General features: G+C 72.9%; 11 protein-coding genes. 5 read left to right on the top strand and 6 right to left on the bottom strand.

The window, feature by feature from the left end:
• From ACFWUY_RS04120 to ACFWUY_RS04100, 5 genes are read left to right on the top strand one after another with little or no spacing between them, the layout of a single operon-like run.
• On the top strand, nt 1-1,362 hold the full coding sequence (locus ACFWUY_RS04120) for an MFS transporter (RefSeq protein ID WP_384101754.1): 1,362 nt from the start codon (nt 1-3) through the stop codon (nt 1,360-1,362).
• Nucleotides 1,359-1,550, top strand: a complete 192-nt coding sequence (locus ACFWUY_RS04115; protein ID WP_384101752.1) for an MbtH family protein — start codon at nt 1,359-1,361, stop codon at nt 1,548-1,550. Before ACFWUY_RS04120 ends, ACFWUY_RS04115 begins: the two co-directional genes overlap by 4 nt.
• Before the next feature lie 9 nt (nt 1,551-1,559).
• The gene (locus ACFWUY_RS04110; RefSeq protein ID WP_384101749.1) at nt 1,560-2,306 is read left to right on the top strand and encodes a thioesterase II family protein; all 747 of its coding nucleotides are present in this window, start codon (nt 1,560-1,562) and stop codon (nt 2,304-2,306) included.
• Between the two features lie 2 nt (nt 2,307-2,308).
• Complete coding sequence (locus tag ACFWUY_RS04105; protein ID WP_384101747.1) at nt 2,309-3,178, top strand: alpha/beta fold hydrolase; 870 nt, start codon at nt 2,309-2,311, stop codon at nt 3,176-3,178.
• Nucleotides 3,175-5,580 (top strand): M20/M25/M40 family metallo-hydrolase, encoded by a 2,406-nt coding sequence (locus ACFWUY_RS04100; RefSeq protein ID WP_384101745.1) that lies wholly within the window; start codon nt 3,175-3,177, stop codon nt 5,578-5,580. The genes ACFWUY_RS04105 and ACFWUY_RS04100 overlap by 4 nt, the downstream gene beginning before the upstream one ends.
• 72 nt (nt 5,581-5,652) lie before the next feature.
• Here ACFWUY_RS04100 and ACFWUY_RS04095 read toward each other — a convergent pair whose 3' ends face one another.
• The 6 genes from ACFWUY_RS04095 to ACFWUY_RS04070 all read right to left on the bottom strand — a co-directional run bounded on the left by ACFWUY_RS04095 (nt 5,653) and on the right by ACFWUY_RS04070 (nt 12,789).
• Entirely contained in the window at nt 5,653-7,233 is a 1,581-nt protein-coding gene (locus tag ACFWUY_RS04095; protein WP_384101743.1) for an aldehyde dehydrogenase family protein, read from the bottom strand.
• Nucleotides 7,234-7,292: 59 nt separating this feature from the next.
• Nucleotides 7,293-8,195 carry a DUF72 domain-containing protein gene (locus ACFWUY_RS04090; protein ID WP_384101741.1) on the bottom strand — a complete coding sequence of 301 codons (903 nt, stop codon included), beginning with the start codon at nt 8,193-8,195 and terminating at the stop codon, nt 7,293-7,295.
• Between the two features lie 104 nt (nt 8,196-8,299).
• The gene (locus ACFWUY_RS04085; RefSeq protein WP_384101739.1) at nt 8,300-8,860 is read right to left on the bottom strand and encodes an RNA 2'-phosphotransferase; all 561 of its coding nucleotides are present in this window, start codon (nt 8,858-8,860) and stop codon (nt 8,300-8,302) included.
• A gap of 141 nt (nt 8,861-9,001) precedes the next feature.
• Nucleotides 9,002-9,943: a MerR family transcriptional regulator gene (locus ACFWUY_RS04080; protein ID WP_384101737.1), complete on the bottom strand. Its 942-nt coding sequence runs from the start codon at nt 9,941-9,943 to the stop codon at nt 9,002-9,004.
• 180 nt (nt 9,944-10,123) lie between these two features.
• On the bottom strand, nt 10,124-11,944 hold the full coding sequence (locus ACFWUY_RS04075; RefSeq protein WP_384101735.1) for an SDR family oxidoreductase: 1,821 nt from the start codon (nt 11,942-11,944) through the stop codon (nt 10,124-10,126).
• Nucleotides 11,941-12,789, bottom strand: coding sequence for a M24 family metallopeptidase (locus tag ACFWUY_RS04070; protein ID WP_384101733.1), 849 nt, complete (start codon nt 12,787-12,789; stop codon nt 11,941-11,943). Before ACFWUY_RS04070 ends, ACFWUY_RS04075 begins: the two co-directional genes overlap by 4 nt.
• Between the last annotated feature and the right edge of the window lie 94 nt (nt 12,790-12,883).

Here is a 12,883-nt window from a genome sequence, read left to right as displayed (position 1 = left end):
GTGAGCACACCAGCGAGCACATCCGCGAGCACGGCCGCACCCGCGAACGCGGCCACCCCCGCGGGCACGGCCACGCCTGCGAGCACGGCCACCCCCGCGGGTACGGCCGCGCCCGCCGGCCGGAACCTGCTGCGGGACCGCGACTTCCTGCTGTTCGCGGGCGGCCAGGGCGCCTCGGCACTCGGCGACGCGCTGAGCAAGACCGCCCTGCCGCTGCTGGTCCTGGCCCTCACCGGCTCCGGACTGCACATGGGCCTCATCGCCATGCTGACGGCGTTGCCCATGATGCTGCTCGGCGTCGCCGCGGGTGCCTGGGCCGACCGTTTCGACCGGCGTCGGATGATGCTCTGGTCGGACGTCGGGCGGGCCGTGCTGGTCGGCGCGGTCCCGGTGGCCGCGGTGCTCGACCTGCCGATGCTGCCGGTGCTGTACGCGATCGCCGTGCCGGTCGGTGTGCTGTACGCCGTCTTCGAGGCGGCCTGCCTGTCCTGTGTGCCGTCGCTCGTCGGCCGCGACCGGATCGGCGAGGCCAACTCGCTGCTCTCGATCGGCAACGCGCTCGGCTACATCGCGGGACCCGCGCTCGCCGGTGTCCTGGTGACGGGCATCGGCGGGGCGGGCACCCTGGGCGTCGACGCGCTGACCTTCGCGGTGTCGGCGGTCTCCCTGATGCTGATCCGCCGCCCGCTCCAGACCGCCCGGGACCGTCCGCCGGCTCCGATGCGCCGGCAGGTCCTGGAGGGCTTCCGGTTCATCGCCGGGCACCGGCTGCTGCGGGCGGCGCTGCTCTACTGGGCGGCGATCACCTTCTTCACCGCGCCGATCATCATCTGTGCCACGTACTTCATCCGTGAGGACCTCGGCTGGTCGCCCGGCGTCCTGGGGTCGATCATCGCGGTCTACGCCGTCGGGGCGATCGCCGGCGCGGTGCTCGCCTCGCGGATCAAGGAGGCGTCCGTCGCGGTCATGTGCGCGGGCACGGTCCTCGGCAGCGTCGGACTGCTCGTCCTGAGCGGCACCGCGTCGCTTCCGCTGGCGCTCGGCGTCGTCCTGCTCGCGGGCGGCGGGGAGTCGCTCTCCGCGATCCTCTACAGCACCCTGCGCGCCCGGCTCACCCCGGACGAACTCCTCGGCCGGGTCACGACGACCGCGCAGGTCGCCGCGTTCAGCCTGAAACCCCTCTCCGTCCTGGTGGCCGGCATCGCCCTCGAGGCGACCTCCGGCTCCCTCACCCTGACCGTGATCGCGGTCTCCTGCATCACGATCGGCGTCGCCTTCGGCGTCTACAGCCGCCGACTCCCGACGGCGGCCCCCGAGATCACCCTTTCCCCGGCCCTTACCCCCCAAGAGGTAGTGCGATGACTGTGACCACCGTGGAACCCGAGTACGTCGTCGTCGTCAACGACGAGGAGCAGTACTCCGTCTGGCGGAGCGACCGCGAGCTGCCGGCCGGCTGGGCGGCCGACGGGCCGACCGGTACCAAGGACGAGTGCCTCGACCACATCGAGACGGTGTGGACCGACATGCGTCCGCGCTGCGTGCGGGGCTGATCGGCCGTCATGACGTTGCTCAGAAGGCTCAGCGCCGGTGACGGGACCAGCCGGATCGTCTGCCTCCCCTACGCGGGCGGCAACGGGACGGTCTACGAGAGCTGGACCGCGTGGCTCCCCTCCGACGTGGAGCTGTGGGCCCCCGACCTGCCCGCACGCGAACAGCGGATGCTCGAAGCGCCCGTGGAGGACATGGACCTGCTCGTCGCCACCCTGGCCGGCGAACTCGCCGCGGACGGCCGGCCGACCAGCCTGTTCGGCCACAGCTTCGGCTCCCTCGTCGCGTTCGAGGTGGCCCGCCGGCTCCAGCGGCAGGCACTGCCGGTGAACTGCCTGGTCGTCTCCGGCATGGCGGCGCCCCAGGTGCTGCCCGACCGGCTCGCGCCCACGGACGCCGAGATCCTCGCCAACCTCCGCTCGCACGGTGTGGCACCGCCGGAGTTCTTCCAGCAGCCGGATCTGCTGGAGCTCGTCATGCCGGGCCTGCGCGCCGACTACCGGATGGCGATGGGCTACCGGTACCAGGACGGCGAGAAGCTCTCGGCGCGCGTGAACGCCCTGGGCGGCACCGACGACCCCGGTGTGCCCGCCGAGGGGCTCGAGGCCTGGGCGGAGCAGTCCGGGAGCGGCTGTGCGACGCGGATGTGGGAGGGCGGCCACATGTATCTGCTGAGTCATGCCGAGGAAGTCGCCGCATTCGTGATCGGCTGCCACATGCGGTCGATCGGCCGCCCTCTGCAGTCATTGGAAGGATGAACATGGAAACGCGTGACATCACGGTCCCCGGCGGCTCGCTCCGGACCGTCAGCAGCGGCGCACCGGCCGCCTCGGCCTCCACCACCGCCACCGTCATGATCCACTCCGGCATCGCCCACGGGGAGATGTGGTCCCCGCTGCTGCGGGCCCTCGACGGCGAGGCGTTCGGCGTCGCCTACGACTGCCGCTGCTTCGGCCGGTCCACGACGACGCTCGACGGCGAGTTCTCCGACATCGACGACCTCGGGCTCGTCCTCGACGCCTACGGACTGGAGTCCGCCGTCCTGGTGGGGGAGTCGCGGGGCGCGCGGCTCGCGATCGACTTCGCGCTGGCCCACCCGAAGCGGGTCCGCGGCCTCTTCCTGCTCGCCCCCGACGTCTCGGGCTTCGACGGACCGGTCGCGGACGGCGAACGCCCCCTCCTCGACGCGGTCGAGGCGGCCGAGGAGGCCTGGGACGCCGCCGAAGCGGCCGACGCCGACCAGGCGGTCGAGGAGCTGATCGCGCACGAGGTGCGGCTGTTCGTCGACGGTCCCGGCCGCGAACCGGCGCCCGCGCGGGCCGCCGTGCGCGAGACGGTCGCCGACATGCTGCGGCTCAACTACACGCAGCAGAAGGACACTCCGGACTTCGTGAAGCCGGAGCCCGCCGCGGGCCGACTGGCGGAGCTCGGCTTCCCGGTCCGGGTCCTCGTCGGGGACGCGGACACCGCCGGCATGCGGGCCACCGCGGAGGAGATCGCGAGCGCCGCTCCGCAGGCCACGCTCGTACGGGTCCCGGACGCCGCGCACGCCCTCACCCTCGAGCACCCGGAGACGGTCGAGCGCGAACTGCGCGCCTGGCTGCGGGAGATCAAGGTAGCCGGGTCATGACCGAGGGGGCAGGCACGGCGGTGAGCACGCCGAAGTCCGGGGTGGACGAAGGCGTACGGGACGAGGCCGGCACGCGGTCCGTACGGGACGGTGCCGAGGGCGTGCGGTCCGGCCTCGGCGATGTTTCACGTGAAACACCGCGCTTCGTGGGTGTCGCGGGCCGAGCCGGTCCGGGCCGGTTCGCCGTCACCTGGGCGGTCGTCGGCCTGCTCCTGGTCATCGCGTTCGGACTGGCGCACTGGGCGACCCGCCCGGCGCCCGACGGGGAGGCGGGCCGGGCCGCGCTCGCCACCACCCAGCGTCTCGAGGACCTGGGCCCGCACGTCGCGGGGAGCCCCCAGGTCGCCGAGGCGCTGGACATCGTCGCCGGCGAACTGGAGACGGTCCCGGGCCTCGAAGTGGAACGGCAGCGCGCCTCCGGCTCGTACCGCTTCCACGACCGCGCCATCGACTACGACGTCGAGAACGTGATCGCCCGCCAGCCCGGCGACACCGCCGACACCCTCCTCGTGAACGTCCACGTCGACTCCGCGATGGAGGGGCCCGGTGCCGCCGACGACGGCGTCAACGTCGGTGCGCTGATACAGGCCGCGCGGCAGCTGGCCGGTCAGGACCACCACCGTACGGTCGTCTACCTGTTCAACGGGGGCGAAGAGGTCGGCCTCACCGGGGCGGACGCGTTCACCCGGCACCCGTGGGCGGCGGACGTCCGCTGGTTCCTGAATCTGGAGGCCGTCGGCTCCGGCGGACTGCCCATCCTGTTCCAGGCGGGCGAGGACGACGGCCGACTGATCGAGCTGGCCGGCACCACCGAACGGCCCTACGGCTCCGTCCTCGGCCAGTGGCTGTTCCAGGCGGGCCTCATCAACTCCGACACCGACGCCCGGGTGTGGCGCGCCCAGGGCTGGTCCGGTCTCGACTACGCCCTCTTCGAGGACGGCTACCGCTACCACACGCCGAACGACCGGGTCGTCGGGATCGGCTCCGGATCGGCACAGGCGGTCACCGACATGACCGTCCGGTTCGCCACCGGCGTGGCCGGGTCCGCCGATCTGAGCGACCGGAAACCCGCCCCCTACTACTTCGACGTGCTGTCGCGCGGGTGGGTGACGCTCGACCCGTTGCAGATGAGGATCGGCACGCTCGCGCTGCTCCTCGTCCTCGCCGCACTGACCTGGCGTGCCTGCCGGGTCTGGGACGTCCGGCCCGGCCGGGTCGCCGCCACCGCGGGCGCCGCGCTCCTCGGCCTCCTGGCGGCCGTACTCACCGGCGTCGTCCTCGGCGCTGCCCAGTCCCTCGTCGGCCCGCACTCCTGGTTCGCGCACCCGTGGCTGGTCCACGCGGTGACGCTGCCCCTCGTCGTGCTCGGCGCGCTCGCCCCCCAGCTGCTCCTGGAGCGCCGGCGCCGGCGCCGCGCCCCGGACGCCACCCGGCGGGCGGCGGTCCGCACCGCCCTCCTCGCCAACACCTGGGCGGCCGCCCTGCTCGGGGCGGTCACCGCCTGGCTCGGCGTCGGACCCGGCTATCTGCTGTGGATCACCTCCGCCCTCCTCGTCGTGTCGATCGGCGGCTTCCTGCTGCTGCCGGGCCGCTGGCGCGCGGTGCCGCTGCTCGTGGGCGCGTTCGTGTCGTTCGTGCTGATCGCGCAGTTCACCCGGAACCTGTTCGAGCTCGCGGTCCCGATGATGGGCCGGCTGCCGACCGCCATTCCCATGGACGCGGCCCTCGCCGTGGCGTCCGTCCTGGTCGCCGTGCCGCTGGCGCTGGTCCTCGCGCCGTTCGGCGCCTACGCGGGCCGGCCGCCGCGCCGGTCCGGGCTCGCCCTGGCGGTGTACACCGCCTGCGGCCTCCTCGTCGTCGGCCTCGTCGGGCCGTACGACAGCGCGCATCCCAAGCTGGTGGAGCTCTTCCAGGAGCAGACCGACGGCGGGGACGCGCGGATCGTGCTGGAGGGCCGTGACTACCTCACGCCCCAGAAGCTGGGCGTCGTCGACCAGGTCGCACGCGACACCGGTCTGCGGGCCCGCGACGGCGCGCTCGTCGCGCGGGAGGTGTCCGTACCGGAGGGGACCGTCTCCTTCGACACCGCCGGTACGACCGCGCCCGTCCGGATCACCCTCGGCGCGCACCGCGCGGAGCTGATCAGGATCACGGTGAAGGGTCCCGGGCTCTCCGTCGGCGGCCGGTCCTTCGAGGGCGGCGAGGCGGTGGTCGACGTCGTCGGCCGCTTCGACGGCCACACGGTCACGGTCGCACGCTCCGGTCCGGTCGAGATCCAGGTCGACCAGGTGTTCCTGCGGACCGGGGAGGACGCGAAGCGGGCCCTGGCGGCCCTGCCGGACTGGACGGTGGGCCACGCGCAGACGGTCGTCCAGCGCACCTGGTCGGACGGCCGCCGCTGAGAAGAACGTGACCGCCGAGGCGCCGACGGAGGTGGCACGACCACCGCCTTCGGCGCCTCGGCGCCTTCGGTCCTATCGGGCCTCGCCGGTCCATTCCGTCGGAAGCCGGTAGCTCAGGTCGGCCTCGACGGTCGCCACGTCCATCTGGGCCTTCTGCAGCGAGCCGGAGAAGTCCCAGTTCATCGACTGCCAGCGGGTGAACTGGTCGAGCACCCACACGCCGGACTGGCGGCTGCCGTTGCCGGACTTGCCGTTGCCGCCGAACGGGAGGTGGGCCTCCGCGCCCGAGGTGGAGTTGTTGACGCTGACCATGCCGGCGCCGACGCCCTGCCGGAAGCGGAACGCGGTGGCCGGGTCGCTGGTCCAGACGGCGGCGGACAGCCCGTACCCGGGGGTGTTGGCCAGTTCGATCGCCTCGTCGAGCGTCCGGTACGTGGTCACCCCGACGATCGGTCCGAAGGTCTCCTCCAGGAAGATCCGGTCCGTGGGCCGGACCCCGTCGACGAGGACCGGGTGGTAGTACAGGCCGTCCGAGGGGTCACCGACGAAGCCCTCCCGGGGCGACTCGGCCGTGATCCTGCCGACGGCGCTCGAACCGAGCACCGTGTGGTGGTCGTCGATCCAGCTCAGCGCGGTCTCGTAGGAGCGCGCGAACTTCTCGTCGAGCAGCGGGCCGTAGACGACGCCCTCGGACGGGTCGCCCACCGGCGCGGTCCGCACGGCCTCGGTGAAGCGGCGCACGAACTCGGCGCGCACGTCCTCGTGCGCGATGACGGTACCCAGCGAGGTGCAGCGCTGCCCCGCCGTGCCGTAGCCGGAGAACAGGGCGGCCTGCACGGCCAGGTCGAGGTCCGCGTCGGGCGCGATGACCATGGGGTTCTTGCCGCCGAGCTCCAGGCAGGGCGTCTGCAGGTGCCGGCCGCACAGCTCACCGATCCGCCGGCCGACCACGGTGGAGCCGGTGAATCCGACCTTGTCCACGAGACCGCGGGACAGGGCGGCGTCCAGCCCCTCGAAGGTGGTCTCGCCGTCGGCGTAGACCAGGTTGAGGACACCGGCCGGCACGCCCGCCCGCCAGGCGAGTTCGGCCAGCGCGCGCGCGGTCGCGGCCGCGTACTCGGCGGGCTTCCACACCACCGCGTTGCCGCACAGCAGGGCCGGGGCCAGGTACCAGGACGGCACCGCGACCGGGAAGTTGCCCGCCGTCACGATGACCGCCACCCCGACGGGCATCCGGAAGGTGAACAGCTGCTTGTCGGGCATCTCCGACGGCACGGTGTGCCCGTACAGGCGCCTGCCCTCGCCGAGGAAGAACTCGCAGGTGTCGATGATCTCCTGGACCTCGCCGAGCGCCTCGGCGTACGTCTTGCCCACCTCGCGGGTGACCAGCCGGGCGAGGCCCTCCTTGTTCTCCTGCACCAGGCGCCCGAAGGCCCCCACGACCTGCCCGCGCACCGGGGCGGGCACCCGCGCCCACGCGCGCTGTGCGTCGCGGGCCGCCGCGCAGGCGTCCTGGAAGGTCTCGGCGTCGGCCAGCCGGACCTCGGCGACGACATCGCTCAGGAGTGCCGGGTTGCGCGAGGTGTGGGTGACGCCGTTCCCGGCGGTCTCCTTGCCGTCGATCACCGAGTTCAGCGCAGTCGGAGCCGCCACTGGGACTTCCTCTCACCATGTCGAATGCGGCCGCGAGTATAGCCGTCGGTCACCCGCCCTCACCGGTCTCCGTCCTCGGGGGAGGGTTCCGGGAGGCCGAGCAGGTGCCGCATCGACTCCGCGGCGCGGACGGCGGCGTCGCCGCAGCAGTTGTTGAACAGGACGTGGACCTCCCGCGCCCGCTCGGCCATCTCCCGGACGCGCGGTACCCACTCCGAGAGTTCCGCGGGCGTGTAGGCGTGCCGGAACCGCTCCTCCTTGGTTCCGGTGCCCCAGGCGCTGTTGCGGCCGTGGAAGCGCACCAGGGCGAGGCCGGGGGAGGTGACCCGTACGACCGGCGGTACCGAGGTGGGCAGCGTCTGCACCATGTCCACGGCCACGGCCGCCGTGTCCAGCTCCGTCAGCAGGGCGGTCGTCGCGTCGACGTGCTCCTCGCGCCACCAGTCGGGGTGCCGGAACTCCACGGCCATCGGCCACCCCGCGGCGCGCTCGCGGCACCGGCGCAGGAACTCCACCGCCGGTCCTCCCGGTGCGAGCCGGTGCGGGAACTGGAACACCAGCGTCCCCAGCCGGTCGGCCTCACGCAGCGGTTCGAGGGCGGTGCTGTACCGGTCCCACACCTCGTCGAGCAGTCCGGGGTCGGTGCCCGCCCGCTCCCGCCGCTGCCGCGCGAAGGCCGGCCTGAGATCGGCGGGCAGCGCTTCCGGTCGGGTCGGATGCCCGGTGAGCAGCGAGAACGCCTTCACGTCGAACCGGAACCCCTCGGGGGTCCGTTCGGCCCACAGGTGGCTGTTGCGGGTGCTGGGCAGCCCGTAGTACGTGGAGTCCACCTCCGCCACCGGGAACCGCGTGGCGTAGTGCCGCAGTCTGCCCGCCGCGTCGCGGTGGCCCGTCGGGTACCAGCCGCTGGACACCAGCGCCTTGTCCGTCCACGAGCAGGTTCCGACCCGGATCTCTCCCATCCGGCCAGTCTTCCCCGGGCCCGGTGACGGATTCGTCCGGCACACGGGTGCTTTCACACGCGGGTGCTTTCACCGCCGAGGGCAGGCGTCGTAGCTCTTCGGCGTCAGGACGGGAAGCGGAGGAACGCCGGGGGGACGGTGTCGGCCAGCCAGACCCCGTTGGCGCTGACGCGGAAGACGTGACCGGCCCGGTGCATGGCACCGGCGTCGACGGCGAGCACGACCGGCCGTCCGCGGCGCGCGCCGACCCGGGTCGCGGTCTCCCGGTCGGGGGAGAGGTGCACGTGGTGGCGGGCCATGGGGCGCAGCCCCTCCGCCCGGATCGCGGGGAGCCGGTCCGCGACCGTACCGTGGTAGAGGTACGCGGGCGGTTCGGCGGCCGGCAGGTCCAGGTCCACCTCGACGGTGTGGCCCTGGCTGGCGCGGATGCGGCCGCCCTCGATCGCGAAGCGCTTCTTGTCGTTGGTCGCGACGACGTGGTCGAGTTCCTCGCGGGTGATCGGGAAGCCGTGCCGCGCGGTGGCGTCGAGCAGCGTGTCGATGTCGGTCCAGCCGTGGGGGTCGAGCGTGAGGCCGATGCGCTCGGGCTGGTGGCGCAGGTGCTTGGAGAGGTACTTCGAGACTTTCACCGTGCGGCGCTCGTCCGGCGGTTGTCGGCGGTTCATTCCGTCAGGATGCCGGAGACCGGATCGCCCGGCCATCGATTTCGGGCGGGCAGGTTTGGTCCACAGCCAAACCGACTTATCCACAGGATGGTTGGCGATTCTGTGGACAACCAGGCTGCACTTTCAGGCGAATTGGGCAAATTAATCCGCTATGGGGCGACTTGCGGTGAGAGCGTCCAATGTCCTTTTGTGGACCTCCCGTTCGGTGGCGGCGGCGACGAAGGCCGCGACGCCCTCCTGACCCACCAGCCCCTGAACCGCCCTGAGCGTCGCGGCCGGAAGGGTCACGGGGCGCGGTCCTTCGTCCTCCCTCCGTGGCGCGTCGGGCGGCAGATGGGGCTGGAGCTGCAGCTGGAGGTGACGGGTGGCCAACAGCTGCATCGCGCGGGCGAGTTCGGCGTCCACGGTCTGCTGGGCGAGCGGGCGCAGCCGTCGCACCATCGCCGCCGCCTCCGCCGCGTCCGCGTCCGTCGGCGGCCGGTGTTCCAGGTAGCGGGCGAAGACGTACTCGGTCGTGAACTCCAGGAAACGGGAGGCGATGTGCTCCACCTGGCCGCGAAGTTCCCTCAGATGTCCGGTGATCGCCGCGAGCGGAACACCCGCCGCGTACAACTCGGCGGCCACGGCCAGCTCCTGGGGGCTGGGGACGAGGTACTCCTCCGTCTCCCGGTCCGGGATCCGCTCCAGTACGCCGAGCTCGACGGCCTCCCGGACGGCCGCCTCGTCCGGCGTGCCGCCGAAGCGGGCGTCCAGCTCCGCGCGCGAGATGCGGGCCGCCTCCTCGTCCGTCCACGGCCCGTGGACCTCCGCGACCAGACCGAGCACCCCGCCGAGCCCCCGGCCGGTGTCCCAGGCCTCCAGGAGCTCCTTGATCGAGGCCAGGGTGTAGCCCCGGTCGAGGAGGTCGGCGATCTGCCGGAGCCGCGCGAGGTGCGCGTCCCCGTACACGTTCGACCTGCCCCGCCGCTCCGGCCGGGGCAGCAGACCGCGGTCCTGGTAGGCACGGATCGTCCGGACCGTGGCCCCGCTGTGATGGGCGAGGTCCTCGATCCGGTACTCCGGCTGTGCTGACTGCTCGGACAAACCCGCTCCCACCGACCGCTCGCTCCACCCCGCCTGGACGGAACCCCTCCTGCCAGGGATCGTACGACCGCCACCCCGCCCCCACCGCGACACGGGCGTCAGGATCCCGTCCGGACCCGTCACACCCCGGCGGCCGGGACCTTCCGGCCCCGTCCGCCGCCCGCGCCCACCGGGCCCCGCCTACGACGGCGGCTGCCAGCGCGCGAAGGCCCGCAGGGCTCCCGGGCTCAGCCGGGACAGGATGTGGACGCCCCGGGCCTCGGGCGTCACCGGCACGACCGCGCGGTCGTGGAGCACCGCGTCCAGGATCGCGTCCGCGACCTTCTCCGGCGGATAGTTCCGCAGGCCGTACAGCCGCGAGGCCTTCTTCTGGCGCCGCTTCTCCTCCGCCGCGTCCGTGACCCCCGCGAACCGCGCCGTCGCCGTGATGTTGGTGTTGACGATGCCGGGGCATATCGCGGAGACCCCGATGTCCTGCCCGGCCAGCTCGGCGCGCAGGCACTCGCTGAGCATCAGCACCGCCGCCTTCGACGTGCTGTACGCGGGCAGTGCCCGGGAGGGCTGGAAGGCCGCGGCGGACGCGGTGTTCACGATGTGGCCGCCCTGACCGCGCGCGGTCATCTGCGCGCCGAAGACCCGGCACCCGTGGATCACCCCCCACAGGTTGACGTCGAGGACCCGCTTCCACTCCTCGCTCGTCGTGTCGAAGAAGGAGCCGGTGAGCCCGATGCCCGCGTTGTTGACGAGGACGTCGACGGTCCCGTACTCGCTCGCCACCTTCGCGGCCAGCTTCTCCATCGCCTGCTCGTCGGCGACGTCGACGGTCTCGGCCCAGGCCTCGGGGGCGCCGATCAGCCGGGCCATCCCGGCCGTGCGGACCGCGCCCTCGGCGTCCCTGTCCACGGCCACCACCCGGGCGCCGGCCTCCGCGAAGGCGAAGGCGGTGGCCCGCCCGATGCCGCTGGCCGCCCCGGTCACCAGGACCAGCTGGCCGCCGAACCGCTCCGCGTGCTCCGGCCTCACCCCGCTCCTCGCCGCCGACGCGGGGGCGGGCCGAAGAGCACCCGGCGCCTTGGCCGCCGGTTCCTCGTTGGCCCGGACGAACTCACCGATCCAGGCGGACAGCTGGTCCGGCCGGGTGCGCGGCACCCAGTGCTTCGCGGGCAGCGTGCGCCGGGTCAGGTCCGGCACCCAGGTACCCAGGTCGTCGTAGAGCCGCTCGGAGAGGAAGGCGTCACCGGTCGGCGTGATCAGCTGCACGGGCGCGTGCGCGTACGCGTCGGGGCGCGGCCGCCCGAGCCGGGCGCGGACGTTGTCCCGGTAGAGCCAGGCGCCGTGCGCCGCGTCGCTCGGCAGCGACGGCGTCGGGTAGCCACCGGCCGGCACCTTCTCGATCCGCTCCAGGATCCTCGGCCAGCGCTTGCCGAGGGGCCCGCGCCAGGCGAGCTCCGGAAGGACGGGCGTGTGCAGCATGTACACGTACCAGGACTTGGCGCCCTGGCCGAGGAGCTGGCCGATCCGGCGCGGGGTGGGCCGGCTCGTCCGCCGCTTGATCCAGTGCCCGAAGTGGTCGAGGGAGGGCCCCGACATCGAGGTGAAGGAGGCGATCCGGCCCTCGGTGCGCCGGACGGTCACGAACTCCCAGGACTGCACGGAGCCCCAGTCGTGGCCGACGAGGTGGACCGGCCGGTCCGGGCTGACGGCGTCGGCGACCGCGAGGAAGTCGTCCGTCAGCTTCTCCAGGGTGAAGCCGCCGCGCAGCGGGGCCGGCGCCGTCGAGCGGCCGTGGCCCCGGACGTCGTACAGCACCACGTGGAACTCCTCGGCGAGCCGGGTCGCGACCTCCGACCACACCTCCTTGGAGTCCGGGTAGCCGTGCACGAGGAGGACCGTCGGCCGGTCCGTCCCGCCGAGCTCGGCCACGCACAGCTCGATCCCGCCCGTCCTGATCCGGCGCTCCCGCGCGCCCTCGATTCCCGTCGGTCCGCCGGTTCCCGTCATCGGGCCGCCCCCTCGTTCCAGCGCCGCACGTGCGGCAGATCGTCGTCCAGCCAGAACGCGCTCTGCTCGGGGTCCCGGGAGTCGGTGACGACCAGGATCTCCTCGAACTTCGCGCCCGTCCCCCGGAATCCGAGGTGCGGCTCGACCGCCCACAGGCCGGGCTTCGGCGGGTGGTCGGAGAACGTGTACGGCGACCAGAGCGGCGACCAGCCGTCCCGGTGGCCGCGCAGGGCGTCGCTCGCGAGGCCCTTGAGCGCCTGGGTGCCGAAGCCGAAGAGCGTCGGGGACCAGCGGCGCTCCCTCACCCGGTCGATCTTGTGGGCGATGACGCCGAAGGGATAGGCCCGGTGCCGGTTCGCGTATCCCTGGCGGACCATGAGCCGGTCCACGTCCTGGTAGATCTCCCGGAGCGTACGGCGCTCGCGGACCTCGCGCAGGATCAGCTCGCGGTGGTCCTCGAGGTCGGCGAGCAGCTTGTCGTGCAGGGGGTCGAGTCCCAGGCAGCCGCTGTAGCCGATGTCGGCCGTGTACCCCTGGTAGACCGGGGCCATGTCGAGGATGAACGGCATCCCCGCCTCGAGGCGCCGGTTCGTCGGGAAGAACTGCAGCGGGACCTTGAAGTCCACGAAGGCCGTGCGGTCGCCGAACCAGGCGAACGGCCGGTGGAACCAGTCCCGCACCCCCCGCTCGTACAGCCACTCCCGCTGCATCCGCGCGGCCTCGCGCTCGGTCACGCCCGGCCTGAGCTGCGCCGCGACGGCCTCCGCGCACTCGTAGGAGAGCCGCTGTACTTCCTTGAACCCCCGCAGCTCCGCGGAGAGTTCCCCTGTCACTGCCGAGGCCATGCCACCCGCCGTCCCGTGTGAGCGTCCGGTCGCGCTACGCGTCCGTAACCTGCCATCGATGAATGTGACAATGCCCGGCGGCTACGTCAAGGGG

The organism is Streptomyces sp. NPDC058664 (genome assembly GCF_042716635.1).
GTDB lineage: Bacteria > Actinomycetota > Actinomycetes > Streptomycetales > Streptomycetaceae > Streptomyces.
This window is presented reverse-complemented; position numbering and strand designations above follow the sequence as displayed.